A 20282-nucleotide genomic window follows, 5' to 3' on the forward strand; every position below is an offset into this window, starting at 1 on the left:
GCAAAGCCACTTCAAAAGTGGCGGACTCAGCAGGATTCGAACCTGCGACCGCTCGGTTCGTAGCCGAGTACTCTATCCAGCTGAGCTATGAGTCCGCGATTGGTAGTTTTAGACCAGATTACCACTGGTGGTTTGAAGCAGCCTTGCAAGCAAAGCCACTTCAAAAGTGGCGGACTCAGCAGGATTCGAACCTGCGACCGCTCGGTTCGTAGCCGAGTACTCTATCCAGCTGAGCTATGAGTCCGTGTCTTGCCGCGCATAATAGTTCGCTGAAACATTTTTGCAAGAACTTTTTCGTTTAACTTCAACGACTTAGCGTTCTTACCGTTTACAGCGCCCTACGCAAATAATGGCGGTGAAGGGGGGATTCGAACCCCCGATACCCTTATGAGGTATACTCCCTTAGCAGGGGAGCGCCTTCGGCCACTCGGCCACCTCACCGCAACACGAGGCGAATATTAAACAGGCTCTTCCTCGTTTGCAACCCTTTTTTTGAAAAAAACTTCAAAAAAATTAAAGGCTTGGCTCCTCGTCCTTCTCTTTCTTGATCCGCAGGTAGATTTCTTCGCGGTGAACGGCCACTTCTTTAGGGGCGCTGACACCAATACGCACCTGGTTGCCTTTGACGCCGAGCACCGTCACGGTGATCTCGCCGTCTCCAATGATCAGGCTCTCGGCGCACCGACGAGTCAGAATCAACATAGCTTTCTCCTTACGCAAAACATTCAGGGTTTACAGTCTTGGGATGTCAGGCCTGGCCGTGGACGACGACACAGGGCCTGGATGATCGCCCCGCCGGCAGGACAGGGCCTGCGTGGCGACCAGAAACGCGAAGGGCGCGGCTTAGCCGCGCCCTCCAGGCAACGCCTTACTCGCCCTGTCGGGCCGGAGCGTCGAGTTCGAACGCGGTGTGCAGCGCGCGTACGGCCAGCTCCAGGTACTTCTCTTCGATAACCACCGAGACCTTGATTTCCGAGGTGGAGATCATCTGGATATTGATGCTCTCCTTGGCCAGTGCTTCGAACATGCGGCTGGCAACACCCGCGTGGGAGCGCATGCCAACGCCGACGATCGAAACCTTGGCGATCTTGGTGTCGCCGATCACTTCACGGGCACCGATTTCACGTGCGGTGTTTTCCAGCACGCTGTAGGCCTTCTCGTACTCGTTGCGGTGCACGGTGAAGGTGAAGTCGGTAGTGTTATCGTGCGAAACGTTCTGCACGATCATGTCCACTTCGATGTTCGAAGCGCTGATCGGGCCGAGGATCTTGAAGGCAACGCCCGGGGTGTCCGGCACGCCACGAATGGTCAGCTTGGCCTCATCACGGTTGAAGGCGATACCGGAAATGATCGGCTGTTCCATGGATTCCTCTTCATCAATGGTAATGAGGGTACCTGGACCCTCCTTGAAGCTGTGCAGCACGCGCAGCGGAACGTTGTACTTGCCGGCGAACTCCACCGAGCGGATCTGCAGCACCTTGGAACCGAGGCTGGCCATTTCCAGCATCTCTTCGAAGGTGATCTTCTCCAGGCGGCGGGCCTGCGGCACGACGCGCGGGTCAGTGGTGTAGACGCCATCGACGTCGGTGTAGATCTGGCACTCGTCCGCCTTCAGCGCAGCCGCCAGGGCCACGCCGGTGGTGTCGGAGCCACCACGGCCGAGGGTGGTGATGCTGCCATGCTCGTCGACACCCTGGAAACCGGCTACCACGACCACGCGACCTTCCTTGAGGTCGGCACGGATCTTCTGGTCATCGATCTGCAGGATGCGCGCCTTGTTGTGCGCGCTGTCGGTGAGGATGCGCACCTGGTTGCCGGTGTAGGACACCGCTGGCACACCACGCTTGATCAAGGCCATGGTCAGCAGGGCAATGGTGACCTGCTCACCGGTCGACACGATCACATCCAGTTCACGCGGAACCGGCTGATCGGTGATCTGCTTGGCCAGATCGATCAGGCGATTGGTTTCACCGCTCATGGCCGACAGCACAACCACCAGGTCGTCGCCCGCTTCACGGTGTTTCTTGACCTTATCGGCTACCTGCTCGATCCGCTCGATGGAACCGACAGAGGTGCCGCCAAATTTCTGTACGATCAACGCCATTTCAATGGTGCCTCAGCCCATACCGGGCCTCAAAAAAACCATCCAACATGAAGAGGCCGGCGACTAGACCACCGGCCCCTTCATCTCAAAGTCCCTGCTCTGCGAACGGCACGGCCAGCGCCAGGGCCTGGTCCAGCGCAGCGACGTCGACGCCACCACCCTGGGCCATGTCCGGACGGCCACCGCCCTTGCCACCCACTGCCGCAGCGGCTTGTTTCATCAGGTCACCAGCCTTGAGTTGGCTGGAGAGGTCCTTGGTCACGCCGGCCACCAGCACGACCTTGCCCTCATGCTCGCTGCCCAGCAGGATCACTGCGTGGCCGAGCTTGTTCTTCAGCTGATCGACCAGGGCCAGCAGGGCCTTGCCATCCTGCCCATCCAGGCGGGCGGCAAGCACCTTGGCACCCTTGACCTCAACGGCCGCATTGGAGAGATCGTCCCCGGCGGCGCTGGCGGCCTTGGCCTGCAGCTGCTCGAGCTGCTTTTCCAGCTGGCGGTTGCGCTCGAGCACAGCCGACAGCTTGTCGATCAGGTTCTCACGATTACCTTTGACCAGCTGCGCGGCTTCCTTGACCTGCTCTTCGGCAGCGTTCAGGTAGGCCAGTGCAGCGGCACCGGTAACTGCTTCGATACGGCGCACGCCCGAGGCCACGCCACCTTCGCTGATGATCTTGAACAGGCTGATATCGCCGGTGCGCTTGGCGTGGATACCGCCGCACAGCTCGACGGAGAAATCGCCGCCCATGCTCAGCACGCGCACGGTATCACCGTACTTCTCGCCGAACAGGGCCATGGCACCCTTGGCCTTGGCGGTTTCGATATCGGTCAGCTCGGTTTCAACCGGGGTGTTCTTGCGCACCTCACGGTTGACGATGTCTTCCAGGGCCTTGATCTGCGCAGGCGATACCGCTTCGAAGTGGCTGAAGTCGAAACGCAGGCGCTGGCTGTCGACCAGCGAGCCCTTCTGCTGCACATGCTCACCCAGCACCTGGCGCAGCGCTTCGTGCAGCAGGTGGGTGGCCGAGTGGTTCAACGAAGTGGCGTGCTGCACATCGGCATCGACCTTGGCCTCGACTGGCGATCCGATGACCAGCGCACCGCTGGCGACCACGCCGTGGTGCAGGAAGGCACCGCCCGTCTTGGTGGTGTCGCGCACGTCGAAGCGCGCTGCGCCGGCCTGCAGGAAGCCGCTGTCACCGACCTGGCCACCGGATTCGGCGTAGAACGGGGTGCGGTCGAGGACCACGACGCCCTCCTCGCCTTCACCCAGCTGGTCGACGGACTGGCCATCCTTGTACAGGGCGATGATCTTGCCTTGGCCTTCGGTGGCGTCATAACCGAGGAACTCGGTGGCGCTGTCGACCTTGACCAGGCTGTTGTAATCCATGCCGAAGCTGCTGGCGGAACGGGCACGCTCGCGCTGGGCTTCCATTTCACGCTCGAAGCCGGCCTCGTCGATGGTCAGCTCGCGCTCACGGGCGATGTCGGCGGTCAGGTCCATCGGGAAGCCGTAGGTGTCATACAGCTTGAACACCACGTCGCCCGGGACCACGTCGCCCTTGAGTTGGGCCAGGTCCTGCTCGAGGATGCGCAGGCCCTGCTCCAGGGTCTTGGCGAACTGCTCTTCTTCAGCCTTGAGCACGCGCTCGATGTGCGCCTGCTGGTTCTTCAGTTCAGGGAAGGCTTCGCCCATCTCGGCGGCCAGGGCGGCGACGATCTGGTAGAAGAAGCTGCCCTTGGCGCCGAGCTTGTTGCCGTGACGGCAAGCGCGACGAATGATGCGGCGCAGCACGTAGCCGCGGCCTTCGTTGGACGGCAGCACGCCATCGGCAATCAGGAAGCCGCAGGAACGGATGTGGTCGGCAACCACTTTCAGCGAAGCCTGGCCGTCGTTGCTGCAACCGATGGCCTTGGCCGCGGCAGACAGCAGGTTCTGGAACAGGTCGATCTCGTAGTTCGAGTGCACGTGCTGCATGACCGCACTGATGCGCTCCAGGCCCATGCCGGTGTCCACCGACGGCGCTGGCAGCGGGTGCAGCACGCCGTCGGCGGTGCGGTTGAACTGCATGAAGACGTTGTTCCAGATCTCGATGTAGCGGTCGCCGTCTTCTTCAGGCGAGCCGGGTGGGCCGCCCCAGATGTCGGCGCCGTGGTCGTAGAAGATCTCGGTGCAAGGGCCGCACGGGCCGGTGTCGCCCATGGTCCAGAAGTTGTCGGAGGCGTACGGGGCGCCTTTGTTGTCGCCGATGCGCACCATGCGCTCGGCCGGCACGCCGACTTCCTTGGTCCAGATGTCGTAGGCTTCGTCGTCAGAGGCGTAGACGGTGACCCAGAGCTTTTCCTTGGGCAGGTTCAGCCACTTGTCGGAGGTCAGGAAGGTCCAGGCGAAGGTGATCGCGTCGCGCTTGAAGTAGTCACCGAAGCTGAAGTTGCCCAGCATTTCAAAGAAAGTGTGGTGACGCGCGGTGTAGCCGACGTTTTCCAGGTCGTTGTGCTTGCCACCGGCACGCACGCACTTCTGGCTGCTGACGGCGCGGGTGTAGGCACGCTTCTCGGCACCGAGGAAGCAGTCCTTGAACTGGTTCATGCCAGCGTTGGTGAACAGCAGGGTCGGGTCGTTGTTCGGAATCAGCGAACTGGAGGCGACTCGGGTATGGCCCTGCTCTTCGAAGAAGCGAAGGAAGGCTTCACGGATTTCTGCGCTTTTCATAGGTTCTTCCACGGAAACGGCGGCCCTTGGGGGCAAACACGTCGACGAAACGACGGCAAAGGGCCGCATTATATCGGTCCTGCAAGCAAGGTGCAGTGTGTTTATGCGATAGAAAGCGTCGATTGGACAGCTTTTGAAGCGCTTGCAGACAAAATGACATGACCGGATGCTAAATGCAGCCTTTCGCCACTGGCAAGCCAATTACCGCCCAAGGGAAGGGAAAATGGAACAGGCGGTGAATTAAAAGGTTTTCATGAGCATTTGGAGCCGAAACCGAGTCGCCTGCTTCGCGGGAAAACCCGCTCCCACAGGTACAACGCACGCCTCAAGCAACGCACCAAACTTGTGGGAGCGGGTTTACCCGCGAAGAAGACGACGCCGGTTTCAGCCCAGGCGTTGCCCCGAATCAGGCACGATCAGGATGCCGGCGCGCAGGCCATTCTTGACCCTGGGATTGGGGAAAATGATCCGCGCCCCCTCCTCCTCGACCACCCAGCGCATTTCTGCCAGGTCCTCGGCCAGCAGGTAACCCTTGCTGAGCTCGGAGAAGTTCTCGATGTCCGCCGGCAGGTGCAGGTGGAAGCTGTCACTGTGCTTGATGATCTCGCGGGCGACACTGAACAGCTTCAGGCCGCCCAGCGAGCCGTCGATTTCAGGCTCGGTAGCCTCGATGATATGAATCAACCGCTCTTCGAGCTTGTCGAGGTTGACCTGCTCGTTCTGCCCGAACGGCCGTGCCTTGCCCAGCTCCAGGGTAAAAGCCTCGGCATCCAACTGTTCGTAGGTGAAGGCACTGAAGGTGATCGACGACTTGCTCTGCAACAGCACCGCCTCCATGCCGGCTGCCGCCAGGCGGGCCAGCTCGCGTCGGGAATGCTTGCGCCCCTCTTTATAGGGGTACAGGGCAAACTGCTCGATCTTCGAACCGCGGATGGCGGTATGCAGGTCATAGTGCAGGCGGGTGCGCTCAGGCTTGCTGAAGAACACCCGGGCGAACTGCTCCAGCTCCGCCGCACGCAATGCCTCGAAACCACTGGAGAGCTCGTGCCGACCGTTGAACAGCCGGTTGATGTCCTGCTCGACGAACCGCTCGCCCTTGCGGATGGCGACCGGGTTGCCGAACAGGAACAGAATCCGCGCGCGCGGCTTGATCTTGCCGTTGGCCACGCCATGCAGCAGCCTTTCGAGCAGCTCGATAGGTGCCGTCTCGTTGCCGTGAATCCCGGCCGAAAGCAGCAGGTCCAGCCCACAATCCTCGCTTTCGGGCGGACGCACCTCCAGTGCGCCCTCCCCCAGCCAGCGCAACCGCACGCCCTTGGGTGTCACTTGAGTCTTCTCGGCCGGCTCGTGATCGGTCAGGGTCAGCTCGAGCAATTTGCCAAGGGCGAGCATAGGCGCTTCCTTAGTGGTGGTGGCCGCAGTCGGGGCCATGGACGTGATCGTCATCTTCGCCGACCTCTGCCGGCTCCATTTCCAGCTGCAGGCTGACCAGGTTGGTGGCCATCGGGCGCAGCAGCAGGTTGGCGTACTCGACATCGCCTTCCTCGACATCCACGCCGATCAGCAGCTGGCCACGGCCGTCCTGCTGAACCCACACTTCCTTGCCTTGCCAGACAATGGCAAAACGGGTGCAGGAGGTTTCCAGCTGGGTGCCGTCTACATCTTCGAGGATCAGGCGCAGGGCGTCGGTCATGGGTAATTCTCTCTTCAAGGTTGGCGTTGGAACGGGTACACCGAGCCCAACTTCAGGATCTGGGTCAACTCATCCAGCGCGGTACGGCACTCCAGCAGCAGTTGCGGGTCGGCAAGGTCGGCTTCGCCAAGGCGATCGCGGTAGTGCTTGTCGACCCACTGCACCAGGGTGTCGTACAGCGGGGCGGTCATGATAACGCCTGGATTGACCGCCGCCAGTTCCGATTCCTTCAATGCCACGCGCAAACGCAGGCAAGCCGGGCCACCGCCGTTCTGCATGCTCTGCTTGAGGTCGAACACCTTGACCTCCTTCACCGCGCCGCCCTGGGCGGTCAGCTGGCCGAGGTAGGCCCAGACCCGCTCGTTGTTGCGGCACTCTTCCGGCACCACCAGCAGCATCGAGCCATCGTCACGGCTGAGCAGCTGGCTGTTGAACAGGTAGGAACGCACTGCATCCTCTACCGTTACCGCCGCGCGAGGCACACGGATGGCCTGGAAGTTGCCACCCTTGCTGGCCAGTTTAGCCTGCAGCTGGCCAAGCACCGCGTCAGTCTCGAGGAAAGCGTCCTCATGGTAGAACAGCACTTCGCCGTTACCGACCGAAATCACATCGTTGTGGAACACGCCCTGGTCGATCACCGCGGGGTTCTGTTGAGCGTAGACCACACCGTCATCGCTCAGGCCGTGCAGCCTGGCCACGGCCTGCGAGGCCTCCAGGGTCTGGCGCGCCGGGTACTTCTGCGGTGCGGGGTAACGGCTGTCGAAGGCGCTGCGGCCATAGACGAAGAACTCCACCCCGGCCTCGCCGTATTCACGACAGAAGCGCGTGTGGTTGGCCGCGCCCTCGTCGCCGAACTGTGCCACGGCAGGCAGCGCTTGGTGGTGGGCAAAGTGTTTCTCGTTGTTGAACATCGCCGCCAGCACGCGGCTGGTGGTCGGGTGCTCGATACTGCGGTGGTACTTGCAGTTGAGGTTGGCAGCGGTGAAGTGCACGCGGCCATCGGCGGTATCGGCACTCGGGCTGACGGTGGCGGCGTTGGCCACCCACATGCTCGAGGCCGAGCAGCTGGCGACCAGCAACGGCATGGCCTCCTTGGCGGCACGCTGGATCACCTCGGCATCGCTGCCGCTGAAGCCCAGGCGGCGCAAGGCGGCCACGTCAGGGCGCTCCTGCGGCGCCAGCACGCCCTGCTTGAAGCCCATGTCGGCCAGCGCTTTCATCTTGGCCAGGCCCTGGCGTGCCGCTTCCCGCGGGTTGGACGCTTGCTGGCTGTTGCTCTGCGAAGCCACGTTACCGTAGGACAGGCCGCCGTAGTTGTGGGTTGGCCCCACCAGGCCATCAAAATTCACTTCATAGGATTTCATCGGCTAGGCTCCGTGACCTGTTGTTATAGGGTGACGCCCGGCGTCAGGGACGCCGGCAAGGCAAGGCTGGCGGTCTCCAGCGAAGCCACGGGGTACGCGCAGTAATCGGCGGCGTAATAGGCACTGGCACGGTGGTTGCCACTGGCACCCACGCCACCGAACGGCGCGCTGCTGGCGGCGCCGGTCAGCTGCTTGTTCCAGTTGACGATGCCGGCGCGGCTGCGCAGCCAGAAGTACTGGTAGCGGGCGCGGGAATCGGACAACAGGCCGGCGGCCAGGCCGTATTTGGTGTTGTTGGCCTCGTCGATGGCGGCATCGAAGTCGGCGTAGCGGATCACCTGCAGCAGCGGGCCGAAGAACTCTTCATCCGGGCGCTCGGCCACGGCCGTGACATCGAGAATGCCGGGTGTCAGCAGCGCGGCGCCGGCCTGGGGCTGGGTCATTGCCAGCAGTGTCACGGCGCCCTTGGCCAGCAGTTCGGCCTGGGCGGCGATCAGTGCTTGCGCGGCCTGCAGCGAGATCACCGAGCCCATGAAGGGCGCCGGCTGCTGATCGAAGGCACCGACGGTAATGCTCCGGCACACCTCGACCAGCCGCGCGACCAGCGCATCGCCCCAGGCACCCTGGGGCACCAGCAGACGGCGCGCACAGGTACAGCGCTGGCCGGCAGAAATGAACGCCGACTGAATGATGGTGTACACCGCGGCATCAAGGTCCATGACCTCATCCACCACCAGCGGGTTGTTACCGCCCATTTCCAGGGCGAGGATCTTGTCCGGGCGGCCGGCGAACTGTTGGTGCAGCAGGTTGCCGGTGCGACTGGAGCCGGTGAAGAACAGGCCGTCGATACCTGGGTTGGCAGCCAGCGCCACGCCGGTTTCACGCGCCCCCTGAACCAGGTTGAGCACACCGGCCGGCAGGCCGGCGGCGATCCAGCAGTTGACCGTCAGTTCGGCGACCTTGGGGGTCAGTTCGCTGGGCTTGAACACCACGCAGTTGCCCGCCAGCAGCGCCGGTACGATATGGCCATTGGGCAAATGGCCCGGGAAGTTGTAAGGGCCGAACACCGCCACCACGCCATGGGGTTTGTGCCGCAGCACGGCCGTGGCATCGGCCAGCGGGCCACTCTTCTCGCCGGTACGTTCACGGTAGCTTTGCACCGAGATCGCCACCTTGTTGACCATGCTGGTCACTTCCGTGGCCGATTCCCACAGCGGCTTGCCGGTTTCCTCACCGATGCAGTGAGCCAGCGCCTCGGCATGCTGCTTCAACTGTTCGGCGAATTTTTCCAGCACGTCGATACGCGCTTCCAGGCTGAGTTGCGCCCAGGCCGGGAATGCCTGGCGGGCAGCCTTGACGGCTGCGTCGACCTGGCTGGCATCGGCGCCCTGCCCTTGCCAGACAACGGCCTGAGTCACCGGGTTGAGCGACTGCAGGGCTTCACCCTGGCCAGCCTGCCAGTTGCCTGCGATGTAATGCGTGGTCATTTACTGAGCCTCCCGGCTTGCCGACAGCGGCACGGCACGTACGTTGTCGCCAGCGCCCATGCGCAGGCGCTTGGCGGTCAGCGGGTCGACCACCAGGGTGCCTGCTGCCAGGCGTGCGGGCGCCGCGGTGATGCGGCAGTCGTCGCGCTTGCGGTTGTGGATGATGTAAGGGGTAGCGTCATCGCCCGGCGTGCCCACGGCCAGCACGAGGGTCTCGCTGTCGCGCACGGCGCGGATCTTCGAGGTCTCGCATTCGATGGCCGGCCCGGCGTCGAAGATGTCGACGTAGCCCTGATAGCTGAAACCTTCCTGCTTGAGCATCGCCAGCGCAGGTTCGGTGTCGGTGTGCACGCGACCGATCACATTGCGCGCAGCTTCGGACAGGAAGCAGGTGTACAGCGGGAACTTGGGCATCAGCTCGGCGATGAACGACTTGTTGCCCACGCCGGTGAGGTAGTCGGCCTGGCTGAACTCCATCTTGAAGAAGTGCCGGCCCAGGCTTTCCCAGAACGGCGAGCGGCCTTGCTCATCGGACATGCCGCGCATTTCAGCGATGATCTTGTTGCCGAACAGTTCGGGGAACTCGGCAATGAACAGCATGCGCGCACGCGACAGCAGGCGGCCGTTGAGCCCGGAACGGTAATCGCTGCGCAGGAACAGCGAGCACAGCTCGGAGTTGCCGGTCAGGTCGTTGGCCAGGAACAGCGTGGGGATTTCGCGGTAGATCTTCAGCTCCTGTGAGGCGCTGACCGTCAGGCCGACCCGGTAGTTGTACCAGGGTTCACGCAGGCCCACGGCCCCGGCGATGGCACTGATGCCGACCACCAGGCCTTCATCGTTCTCCAGCACGAACAAGTAGTCGGTGTCGCCGCGCTCGGCTTCGCCACGGAAGCTCTTTTCGGCCCAGCCGACACGGTGGGCAAGGCGCTCTTCATTGGCTGGCAAGGTCGTCAGCCCAGTAGTGCCGGTGCTGCGTGCCAACTCGATCAGCGCGGGTAAATCGCTGCTGCGTACGGGACGAACGATCATGCTATCTCCTTGTGCGGCGGCCAGTGCCTGCCGCGAAACTCACTGTTGCAGCCCGGCCCTGGCTCAGGCCGCGACCAACCGCACGCTGGCGCCTTCACCGACGCCCAAGGCATCGGCCGCTTTACTGCTCAAGCTGACCGGCTTGCCCGGCACCCAGTCCAGGTCCAGCAGCACTGCGCGGTAATCCTGCAACTGGCCATTGCACACCAGATAGGGGCGCCCACCCTTGACCGGGGTATCGTCCACTTTCACTGGCACCACGCGGCTCTGCGCGATCGAGCGAATGCCCGAGGCACGCGCATGCAGGGTCGGCCCACCGTCGAAGATGTCGATGTAGTGCTCGGTCTCGAAGCCTTCGCGCATGAGGATGTCGAAGGTGATCTGCGCCCGCGGGTGCACCTGGCCCATGGCCTCCTGGGCTTGATCAGGCAGCAGCGGCACGTAGATCGGGTAATGTGGCATCAGCTCGGCGAGGAAGGTACGGCTTTTCAGGCCACACAGGCGCTCGGCCTCGGCGTAGTTGAGGTCGAAGAAATTGCGGCCGATGGAATCCCAGAACGGTGATTCGCCTTGCTCGTCGCTGTAGCCGACGATTTCGGTGACCACCGAATCGGCGAAGCGCTCCGGGTGCGAGGCCATGAACAGCAGGCGGCCACGGGAGTTGAGCTCCGCCCAGCCGCTGTTCACCAGTTCTGGCAGCACATAGAAGCTGGTCAGCAGGCTGTTGCCGGTAAGATCGTGGCACAGCGACAGGACATGGATCTTGTTATGGATCTTCAGCTCGCGCGAGGCGTGCACGAAGGTCTCGTTGCGGAAGCTGTAGAACGGCTCGGAGTAGCCAGCCGAGGCGACAATGGCCGAGCAGCCGGCGAGCTTGCCAGTGTCGCTGTCCTCGAGCACGAAGAAGTAGCTCTCTTCACCGTTGAAACTGACTTCTGCGGCGAAGGAGGTTTCCGAGGCGGCAATCTTGTCGCCCAGGCGGGCGGCATCGTCCGGCAGCGAGGTGACACCAACGGGGCTGTCGGCAGCCATGCGCTGCACTTCGTTCAGATCAGCCATTTGCGCGGGGCGCATCACCAGCATGGTGTCACTCCTTTGGAAAAACGGGCCGTTCAGGACGGCACGGAAAAACGGCGGGCGCATCAGCACCCGCACAGGAATTCAGAGTTCACCGGCGCGGCGCCTTGAAAAGCCCGGGCCGGTGAACGGACCGCAGGCCGATCAGCCCTTGGTCAGTTGCGCCACAGCGCGCTCGAAGCGGTCCAGACCTTCGTCGATGTCGGCGTCTTCGACCACCAGGCTTGGGGCGAAGCGGACCACATCCGGGCCGGCCTGCAGCACCATCACGCCTTGTTTTTCAGCCGCGTTGAGCACGTCCTTGGCCTTGCCCTGCCAGGCTTCGGTCAGCACGCAGCCGATCAGCAGGCCGACGCCACGCACCTGGCTGAACAGGCCGTGCTGCTGGCCGATTTTTTCCAGGCGGGACTTGAAGCGCTCGTGCTTGGCCTTGATGCCAGCGAGGGTTTCTGGGGTGTTGACCACGTCCAGCACGGCGCAGGCGACGGCGCAGCCCAGCGGGTTGCCGCCGTAGGTAGTGCCGTGGGTGCCCACGGCCAGGTGCTTGGCGAGTTCGGTGGTGGTCAGCATGGCGCCGATCGGGAAACCGCCGCCCAGGCTCTTGGCGCTGGTCAGGATGTCCGGGGTCACACCGTAGTGCTGGTAGGCATACAGCGAGCCGGTACGGCCAACGCCAGTCTGCACTTCGTCAAAGATCAGCAGGGCGTTGTGCTCGTCGCACAGCTTGCGCGCGCCTTCCAGGTAGGCCTTGTCGGCCGGCACCACACCGCTCTCGCCCTGGATCGGTTCGATCACCACGGCGCAGGTCTTGTCGGAAATCTTTGCCTTCAGCGCTTCCAGGTCGTTGTAGGGCACGTGGCTGATGCCGGTGATCTTCGGGCCGAAGCCGTCGGAGTACTTCGGCTGGCCACCGACGCTGACGGTGAACAGGGTGCGACCGTGGAAGCTGTTCACGGTGGCGATGATTTCGTGCTTCTCAGGGCCGAAGCGGTCGTGGGCGACGCGACGGGCCAGCTTGAAGGCGGCCTCGTTGGACTCGGCGCCGGAGTTGCAGAAGAACGCACGGTCGGCAAAGGTGGCGTCGACCAGCTTGTGCGCCAGGCGCAGGGCCGGCTCGTTGGTGAAGACGTTGGATACGTGCCAGAGGGTATTGGCCTGTTCGGTCAGGGCCTTGACCAGTGCCGGGTGGCAGTGGCCCAGGGCGTTCACCGCGATGCCGCCGGCAAAATCGATGAGCTCGCGGCCCGACTGGTCCCAGACACGCGAACCCTCGCCTCGCACAGGAATGAAGGCCGCCGGAGAATAGTTGGGAACCATGACCTGGTCGAAATCGGCACGTTGCACCGGGGCTTGCTCAACGGACATCTGAGTCTCCTGAAGAGGAACGCTGGCCTGGAAGTGGCGAGCGATGAGGGGATTGTAAGGACTGATCCGCGCCTGTCCTTGCGGCCAAGCGACAACTTGTTACAGCGCAAAACCCAGTTTTACCCAGGCTTTCGGCAATGCGACAAACACTGTCGCAATCGCGCAGTGTACGGGAGAGAGGGGGCTGGGTGAACGGGTGTGCACAAGGCAAATGGAGGTAGCAGCGGATGCAAGGCGTGATTGGTGTTTAGTGGCGAAAATCGAGCGCCGCCCGCGCGGCGCATCGCGGATAAATCCGCTCCTACATTTATTGCAACGTGGCCATGCCTGTGAGGCCAAGGTTGTCAGCCGGTTTGCACGACTCAAGACATGCGCCAAGGCTGGCAACCATGGCGTAACAGGTTCGGCACGCTGCAACAAATGTAGGAGCGGATTTATCCGCGATGCGCCGCGCGGGCGGCGCTCGATTTCAGCACCACCATCAAACCCAAGGCATGCGCCCCAGACCCAACCAAAACCTCAGCCCTTTTCGGCAGGCGCCGAACTCAATTCGAACGGGCTGCTGCTGCGCCGCTGGTTGCGGTCTTCGCGCGGCGTGGCGCCGAAGAAATTGCGATAGGCACTGGAGAAATGCGGCCCCGAGGAGAAACCACAGGACAACCCGATCTGGATGATCGACTTGCTGGTCTGCATCAGCATCTGCCGCGCCTTGTTCAGCCGCAGCTCCAGGTAATACTGGCTTGGCACGCGGTTCAGGTACTGCTTGAAGATCCGCTCCAACTGCCGGCGCGATACACAGACATGCTGGGCAATTTCATCAGTGGTCAGCGGCTCTTCGATGTTGGCTTCCATCAACAGCACAGCCTGGGTCAGCTTCGGATGGCTCGAGCCAAGGCGGTTCTGCAGCGGAATGCGCTGGCGTTCGCCACCTTCGCGAATGCGCTCGACCACCAGTTCCTCGGACACCGCCCCAGCCAGCTCGGCCCCATGATCGCGGGCCAGCACCGCCAGCAGCAGATCGGTCACGGCCATGCCACCACAGGCGGTCAGGCGATCACGGTCCCAGTCGAACAAGTGACTGGTGGCAATGACCTTGGGGAAGCGCTCGGCGAAATCGTCCTGCCAGCGCCAGTGCACCGCCGCGCGGTAGCCATCGAGCAAACCAAGCATGGCCAGTGGATACACCCCGGCGGACAGGCCACCGATCATGCAACCACTGCGCGCCAGTTGCTTGAGCGCCGCCGACAGCGCCGAACCCACTGCCTGGGGCAGATCGTCGGCCAGCAGGAACAGCTTGTGGCAGCCTTCCAGCCGCCCGTTCCACGGCTCACCCGGCAGGCGCCATGCACCCTCCTCGGCCGGCTCCGCCTGGAGGAAGGCGATCTCGTAGACCACCTCCGGATGCACCCGCTGGGCCACCTGCAACACTTCCTCCGCCAGCGCCAGGGTCAAAGGCTTGGTGCTTGGCCAGATGAGAAAACCGATTCGCTGGGTGGTCATAGGGTGCGGTCCGAAACCTGGGGTCGTCGAGTCTGTGGCGCCGGGTCAGGCTGCGCTCGCTGCGCAGCATGCCCTATTCTGGTGCAAAGTTGCAGCCTTTTACTTCAAGCTGCCGGAGAGGAACTGCTTGAGCCGCTCCGATTGCGGGTTGGCCAGCACTTCACGCGGGCAACCGGTTTCTTCGACCAGGCCTTTGTGCAGGAACACCAGCTGGTTCGACACTTCGCGGGCAAAGCCCATTTCGTGGGTCACCACCACCATGGTGCGGCCTTCCTGGGCCAGCGCTTGCATGACCTTGAGCACATCGCCTACCAGCTCAGGGTCGAGTGCCGAGGTCGGCTCGTCGAACAGCATGACCTCTGGCTCCATGGCCAGGGCCCGGGCAATCGCCACACGCTGCTGCTCACCGCCGGACATGTGGCCGGGGAAGGCGTCCTTGCGGTGCGCCACACCCACCTTGGCCAGGTAGTGTTCGGCCTTCTCCAGGGCTTCCTTCTTGCTCACCCCGAGCACGTGCACCGGAGCTTCGATGATGTTCTCCAGCGCGGTCATGTGCGACCACAGATTGAAATGCTGGAACACCATCGACAGGCGCGAGCGCATGCGCTGCAACTGGCGCGGGTCGGAGGCCTTGAGCGCGCCGTCCTTGCCGGGCACCAGCTTGAGCTCTTCGTTGTTGAGCAGGATCTTGCCGGCGTGGGGCTGCTCGAGCAGGTTGATGCAGCGCAGGAAGGTCGACTTGCCCGAGCCGCTGGAGCCGATGATGCTGATCACGTCGCCTGCCTTGGCCGCCAGGGACACGCCCTTGAGCACTTCATGGCTGCCGTAGCGCTTGTGCAGGTCTTGGACTTCGAGTTTGTACATGCTGTCGGTTCTCACAGAGCGTTCAGTGCTTGCGCGGCGCCAGGTAGCCGAGCCAGCGGCGTTCGGCCATCTTGAACAGGCGCACGAGGATGAAGGTCAGGCACAGGTAGAACACGCCCGCCGTGATGTAGGCCTCGAAAGGCAGGTAATACTGGGCATTGACCGTGCGCGCCGCACCGGTGATGTCGATCAGGGTGACGATCGACGCAAGGCTGGTGGTCTGCAGCATCATGATCACTTCGTTGCTGTACTGCGGCAGCGCCCGGCGCAGGGCCGACGGCAGCAGGATGCGGCGGTACATCTTCATGCGCGACATGCCCATGGCCTTGGCCGCTTCGATCTCGCCATGGGGCGTGGCCTTGAGGCTGCCGGCGATGATTTCCGCGGTGTAGGCACTGGTATTGATGGCAAAGGCCAGGCAGGCACAGAACGTTGCGCTGGACAGCCACGGCCAGAAGATACTCTCGCGCACCACCTCGAACTGGGCCAGGCCGTAGTAGATCAGGAAAAGCTGCACCAGCATCGGCGTGCCACGGATAACGTAGGTGTACAGCCAGGCGCTCATGTTCACCAGCGGCTGCTTGGACACCCGCATCAGGCCCAGCGGAATCGCCGCGAGCAGGCCGAACAGCAGCGACAGCGCCAGCAGCTTGAGGGTGGTCAGCAGGCCGCCAAGGTACAGCGGCATGGCTTCCCAGACGACGTTGTAGTCGAAAATCATAGTTCAGCCACCTTGACGCCTACCGAGTAGCGGCGTTCCAGATACTTCAGCGCCAGCAGCGAAATACTGGTGATCACCAGGTACAGCGCGGCCACGGCCAGGAAGAAGGTGAAAGGCTCGCGGGTGGCGTCGGCCGCCTGCTTGGCCTTGAACATCATGTCCTGCAGGCCGACCACCGAAATCAGCGCCGTAGCCTTGGTCAGCACCAGCCAGTTGTTGGTGAAGCCCGGGATCGCCAGGCGGATCATCTGCGGCACCTGGATGCGGAAGAACACCTGGCGCGCACTCATGCCATAGGCCACGCCGGCTTCAGCCTGGCCCTTGGGGATACCGAGGAACGCACCTCGGAAGGTTTCCGACAGGTACGCACCGAAAATGAAGCCCAGCGTGCCGATACCGGCGATCAGCGGGTTCAGGTCAATGTAGTCGTCATAGCCGAGCAGCGGCGCCACCCGGTTGATGATGTCCTGGCCGCCGTAGAAGATCAGCAGGATCAGGACCAGGTCGGGGATGCCACGGATCACCGTGGAATACAGATCCCCCAGCCAGGCCAGCCAGCGCACCGGCGACAAGCGCAGCGCCACGCCGATCAGGCCAAGGACGATGGCCAGGGCCATCGACGACAGGGCGAGCTGCAGCGTCAGCCACGCCCCGTCGAGGATGACTGCCCCATAGCCTTTCAACATGATTGGGATTCCTCAGGGCTTGGGAATGAAAAATGGTGCAAACCTCAGAGCCTCTGCTGTTTGCACCATTGCACAGGTGAAACCCGACGTCTTAGTTCGAGTCTGGACCGTAGATGTCGAAGTTGAAGTACTTCTTCTCGATTTCTTTGTACTTGCCGTTGGCGCGGATGGCGTCGATGGCCTTGTTGATGCGCTCGCGGTTGGCGTCGTCGCCCTTGCGCACGGCGATGCCGACGCCGTCACCGAAGTACTTCACGTCGGTGAACGATGGGCCAACGAAGGCAAAGCCTTTGCCGGCGTCGGTTTTCAGGAAGCCGTCTTCGAGCAGGGTGGCATCGGCCACGGTGCCGTCCAGGCGGCCGGCGGCAACGTCCAGGTAGATTTCGTTCTGGGTGCCGTAAGGAACGACGGTGGCGCCCTTCGGAGCCAGCACTTCCTTGGCGAAGCGGTCGTGGATCGAACCGCGCTGCACGCCGATCTTCTTGCCCTTGAGCTCGTCGAGGCTTTCGCTGACGGTGGTGCCTTCCTTCATGACCAGGCGCGCCGGGGTCAGGTAGTAGCGCTTGGTGAAGTCGACCGACTTCTTGCGATCTTCGGTGATCGACATGGACGACAGGATGGCGTCGATCTTGCGCACTTTCAGTGCCGGGATCAGGCCGTCGAACTCTTGCTCGACCCAGGTGCACTTGGCCTTCATCTCTTCACACAGGGCGTTGCCGATGTCGTAGTCGAAACCGGCGATGCTGCCGTCCGGCTGCTTGAAGGCGAAGGGTGGGTAGGCGGCTTCAATGCCGATCTTCAACGGTTTTTCATCGGCCTGCGATACCAGGGAAAACACGGAAAGCGCCAGGGCGCCAAGCAGTGCGAGCTTCTTCATCAGGTAACTCCATCGGTACGGGGCAATACGAGGCAGGGGTAACAGCTGCCCGATATGCGAATGGGTACAACGCGAGCCGCGCAGGTTTCGACCAAGGTCGCAGACCACGAGCGAGTGAGTGGCATTTTAACGACAGCCCGGTAGTCGATATTTCTTCAAAGCGACAACTACTTACAGAAGCGCTTGAAATCGCGGCGGGCGATGTTGACAGCTTTTGCAAATCATGCAAGAGCTCGAGAGAAATAACCTATAAGCCAAGCAATTAACGGGCCTATTATTGGCAAACCCTTGCAAGACGGCAAGTGCAGCGTTTCACCTTGCAGAAAATGGCCAGCGTGATGCACCAAAACGGAAAGGATATGTTTCCCTGCGCCCCGATCCTGTGCGAAATCGGTGACAGAAGAGTTACCGATGATTGTCGGGTAACAGTAAAGCAAAAACCCCGCCGGTTGCCCTGGCGGGGTTCAAGGTAGGTCTCCCCTGTGGGAGCGGCGGTTCGGCGCCCCGATTCACCCGCGAAGACGTCGGCAGCCTAACCGGCCTCTTCGCGAGTGAACTCGTTCCCACAGGATAGGCGATCAGCCCTCAGGGCAAGGTCAGGCCGTAGCCAGGCTCATCGCCTTGTGGGTGTCGATCAGGTGCTGCACCACACCTGGGTCGGCCAGGGTCGAAATGTCACCCAGGGCATCGTATTCGCCGGTGGCGATCTTGCGCAGGATGCGCCGCATGATCTTGCCCGAACGGGTTTTCGGCAGCCCCGGCGCCCACTGGATCACGTCCGGCGAGGCGATCGGGCCGATCTCCTTGCGCACCCAGTTCTTCAGCTCCAGGCGCAGCTGCTCGCTCGGCTCGATGCCGGCATTGAGGGTGACATAGACATAGATGCCCTGGCCCTTGATGTCGTGCGGCACGCCAACCACCGCAGCCTCGGCGACCTTGGCGTGGGCGACCATGGCACTTTCGATCTCGGCGGTGCCCATGCGGTGGCCGGATACGTTGAGTACATCGTCCACGCGGCCGGTGATCCAGTAGTAGCCATCCTCGTCGCGACGCGCGCCGTCGCCGGTGAAGTACATGCCACGGAAGGTCTTGAAGTAGGTGTCGACGAAGCGGTCGTGGTCGCCGTACAGCGAACGCGACTGGCCCGGCCAGGAATCGAGGATCACCAGGTTGCCTTCGGCAGCGCCCTCGATCAGGTTGCCCAGGTTATCCACCAGCGCCGGCACCACGCCGAAGAACGGCCGGGTCGCCGAGCCCGGTTTGAGCGCCGTGGCACCCGGCAGCGGGCTGATCAGCACGCCACCGGTCTCGGTCTGCCACCAGGTGTCGACGATCGGGCAACGCTCCTTGCCAACGGTCTTGTAGTACCAGTTCCAGGCCTCGGGGTTGATCGGCTCGCCAACCGAGCCCAGCAGGCGCAGGCTGGAACCGTCGGCGCCGGCAACGGCAGCCTGCCCTTCGGCCATCATGGCGCGGATGGCGGTCGGTGCGGTGTAGAGGATGTTGACCTTGTGCTTGTCGACGATCTTCGACACGCGGGTGATGTCCGGATAGTTCGGCACGCCCTCGAACAGCAGCGTGGTAGCGCCGTTGGCCAGCGGGCCGTAGACGATGTAGCTGTGGCCGGTAACCCAGCCGACGTCGGCGGTGCACCAGTAGACTTCGCCCGGGCGGTAGTCGAACACGCGTTCATGGGTCAGCGCGGCATACACCAGGTAACCCCCGGTGGTGTGCAGCACGCCCTTGGGCTTGCCGGTGGAACCGGAGGTATAAAGGATGAACAGCGGCTCTTCGGCGCCCATTTCCTTCGGCGCGCAGTGGCTGGAGGCGACTTTCATCAGGTCTTCGAACCAGATGTCGCGGTGCTGGTGCCAGGCGATATCGCCACCGGTGCGCTTGCACACGATGATCTTTTGCACACTGTTGGTTTCGGGGTTGGTCAGCGCCAGATCGACGTTGGCCTTCAGCGGCGTGCGACGCCCACCACGCAAACCTTCGTCAGCGGTGATCACCACCTTGGACTTGCAGTCGATGATGCGCCCGGCCAGGGCCTCCGGCGAGAAGCCGCCGAACACCACCGAGTGAATGGCACCGATGCGGGCACACGCCAGCATGGCCACCACGGCTTCGGGGATCATCGGCATGTAGATGGTCACCACATCACCACGGTGCACATCCTGGCCGCGCAGGGCGTTGGCGAACTTGCAGACCTGCTCGTGCAGCTCGCGGTAGGTGATGTTGCGGTGCTCGGAAGGGTCGTCGCCTTCCCAGATGATTGCCAACTGGTCGCCGCGTTCTTCGAGGTGGCGGTCCAGGCAGTTGGAGGAAACGTTCAGAGTGCCGTCGGCAAACCACTTGATATCGACATGGTGGTCGTCGAACGAGGTCTGCTTGACCTTGGTGAAGGGCTTGATCCAGTCAAGACGCTGGGCCTGCTCGCGCCAGAAGCCGTCCGGGTTGATCACCGATTGCTGGTACATGGCCTTGTAGGTGGCCTCGTCGGTCAGGGTAGTGGCCGCAACCTCGGGACGAACGGGATACAGTGGAGCCGCACTCATCTGTGTTACCTCGGTGTAATAGTTGTTTTTGTATGGAATCGTTTGTAACTGTACCAGAGCGGGAAAAACCATACGACGATGGTAGTAGCACAGCCGGCGAATCTTCATGCGAACCGCGCGGAAGGCTCTAGCCCGCAGCCGCCGGCCCGACGAGGGAAAAATGCGATCAACCCTGCCAGGGGATTGTTACAGATTCTGGAAAAAGGCAAAAAAACTTTATCAAAACGCCCTCTGTTTCCCTTAGTTG

The 20282-nt window shown here is 62.5% G+C and carries 16 protein-coding genes and 3 tRNA genes; all 19 read right to left on the bottom strand.

Going from position 1 to position 20282, the window contains the following annotated elements; translation table 11 throughout:
* Window positions 1–18 precede the first annotated feature (18 nt).
* Window positions 19–95: transfer RNA gene (locus ACIPZ5_RS13325), tRNA-Arg, on the bottom strand.
* Window positions 96–167: 72 nt separating this feature from the next.
* Window positions 168–244: transfer RNA gene (locus ACIPZ5_RS13330), tRNA-Arg, on the bottom strand.
* A 106-nt stretch (window positions 245–350) separates the two neighbouring features.
* Window positions 351–441, bottom strand: a tRNA-Ser gene (locus ACIPZ5_RS13335).
* A gap of 72 nt (window positions 442–513) precedes the next feature.
* Window positions 514–702: a carbon storage regulator CsrA gene (gene csrA, locus ACIPZ5_RS13340; RefSeq protein WP_003254503.1), complete on the bottom strand. Its 189-nt coding sequence runs from the start codon at window positions 700–702 to the stop codon at window positions 514–516.
* Between the two features lie 166 nt (window positions 703–868).
* Window positions 869–2104: an aspartate kinase gene (locus ACIPZ5_RS13345; protein ID WP_261943154.1), complete on the bottom strand. Its 1236-nt coding sequence runs from the start codon at window positions 2102–2104 to the stop codon at window positions 869–871.
* A gap of 85 nt (window positions 2105–2189) precedes the next feature.
* Window positions 2190–4814 (bottom strand): alanine--tRNA ligase, encoded by a 2625-nt coding sequence (gene alaS / locus ACIPZ5_RS13350; protein ID WP_343596230.1) that lies wholly within the window; start codon window positions 4812–4814, stop codon window positions 2190–2192.
* Between the two features lie 384 nt (window positions 4815–5198).
* On the bottom strand, window positions 5199–6206 hold the full coding sequence (astE, locus tag ACIPZ5_RS13355) for a succinylglutamate desuccinylase (protein WP_343596232.1): 1008 nt from the start codon (window positions 6204–6206) through the stop codon (window positions 5199–5201).
* 10 nt (window positions 6207–6216) lie between these two features.
* Window positions 6217–6507 (bottom strand): topoisomerase II, encoded by a 291-nt coding sequence (locus ACIPZ5_RS13360; protein WP_085675855.1) that lies wholly within the window; start codon window positions 6505–6507, stop codon window positions 6217–6219.
* Between the two features lie 14 nt (window positions 6508–6521).
* Entirely contained in the window at window positions 6522–7871 is a 1350-nt protein-coding gene (gene astB, locus ACIPZ5_RS13365) for an N-succinylarginine dihydrolase (protein ID WP_261943151.1), read from the bottom strand.
* A gap of 23 nt (window positions 7872–7894) precedes the next feature.
* Window positions 7895–9358 (bottom strand): succinylglutamate-semialdehyde dehydrogenase, encoded by a 1464-nt coding sequence (gene astD / locus ACIPZ5_RS13370; RefSeq protein WP_400809086.1) that lies wholly within the window; start codon window positions 9356–9358, stop codon window positions 7895–7897.
* The gene (gene astA / locus ACIPZ5_RS13375) at window positions 9359–10387 is read right to left on the bottom strand and encodes an arginine N-succinyltransferase (protein ID WP_261943149.1); all 1029 of its coding nucleotides are present in this window, start codon (window positions 10385–10387) and stop codon (window positions 9359–9361) included. It lies immediately after the preceding gene.
* A gap of 63 nt (window positions 10388–10450) precedes the next feature.
* Window positions 10451–11470 (bottom strand): arginine/ornithine succinyltransferase subunit alpha, encoded by a 1020-nt coding sequence (gene aruF / locus ACIPZ5_RS13380; RefSeq protein ID WP_261943148.1) that lies wholly within the window; start codon window positions 11468–11470, stop codon window positions 10451–10453.
* Window positions 11471–11608: 138 nt separating this feature from the next.
* Entirely contained in the window at window positions 11609–12829 is a 1221-nt protein-coding gene (locus ACIPZ5_RS13385; protein ID WP_261943147.1) for an aspartate aminotransferase family protein, read from the bottom strand.
* Window positions 12830–13348: 519 nt separating this feature from the next.
* Window positions 13349–14329, bottom strand: a complete 981-nt coding sequence (gene argR / locus ACIPZ5_RS13390) for a transcriptional regulator ArgR (protein WP_261943146.1) — start codon at window positions 14327–14329, stop codon at window positions 13349–13351.
* Between the two features lie 99 nt (window positions 14330–14428).
* Window positions 14429–15193 (bottom strand): arginine/ornithine transport ATP-binding protein AotP, encoded by a 765-nt coding sequence (aotP, locus tag ACIPZ5_RS13395; protein ID WP_085675848.1) that lies wholly within the window; start codon window positions 15191–15193, stop codon window positions 14429–14431.
* A gap of 22 nt (window positions 15194–15215) precedes the next feature.
* Entirely contained in the window at window positions 15216–15914 is a 699-nt protein-coding gene (locus ACIPZ5_RS13400) for an ABC transporter permease (protein ID WP_261943145.1), read from the bottom strand.
* Entirely contained in the window at window positions 15911–16600 is a 690-nt protein-coding gene (locus ACIPZ5_RS13405) for an ABC transporter permease (RefSeq protein WP_085675846.1), read from the bottom strand. Before ACIPZ5_RS13405 ends, ACIPZ5_RS13400 begins: the two co-directional genes overlap by 4 nt.
* 91 nt (window positions 16601–16691) lie before the next feature.
* Window positions 16692–17477: an ABC transporter substrate-binding protein gene (locus tag ACIPZ5_RS13410; RefSeq protein ID WP_261943144.1), complete on the bottom strand. Its 786-nt coding sequence runs from the start codon at window positions 17475–17477 to the stop codon at window positions 16692–16694.
* Window positions 17478–18073: 596 nt separating this feature from the next.
* On the bottom strand, window positions 18074–20035 hold the full coding sequence (gene acs, locus ACIPZ5_RS13415; RefSeq protein WP_261943143.1) for an acetate--CoA ligase: 1962 nt from the start codon (window positions 20033–20035) through the stop codon (window positions 18074–18076).
* Between the last annotated feature and the right edge of the window lie 247 nt (window positions 20036–20282).

Source organism: Pseudomonas sp. NPDC089428, from assembly GCF_044749325.1.
Classification (GTDB): domain Bacteria; phylum Pseudomonadota; class Gammaproteobacteria; order Pseudomonadales; family Pseudomonadaceae; genus Aquipseudomonas.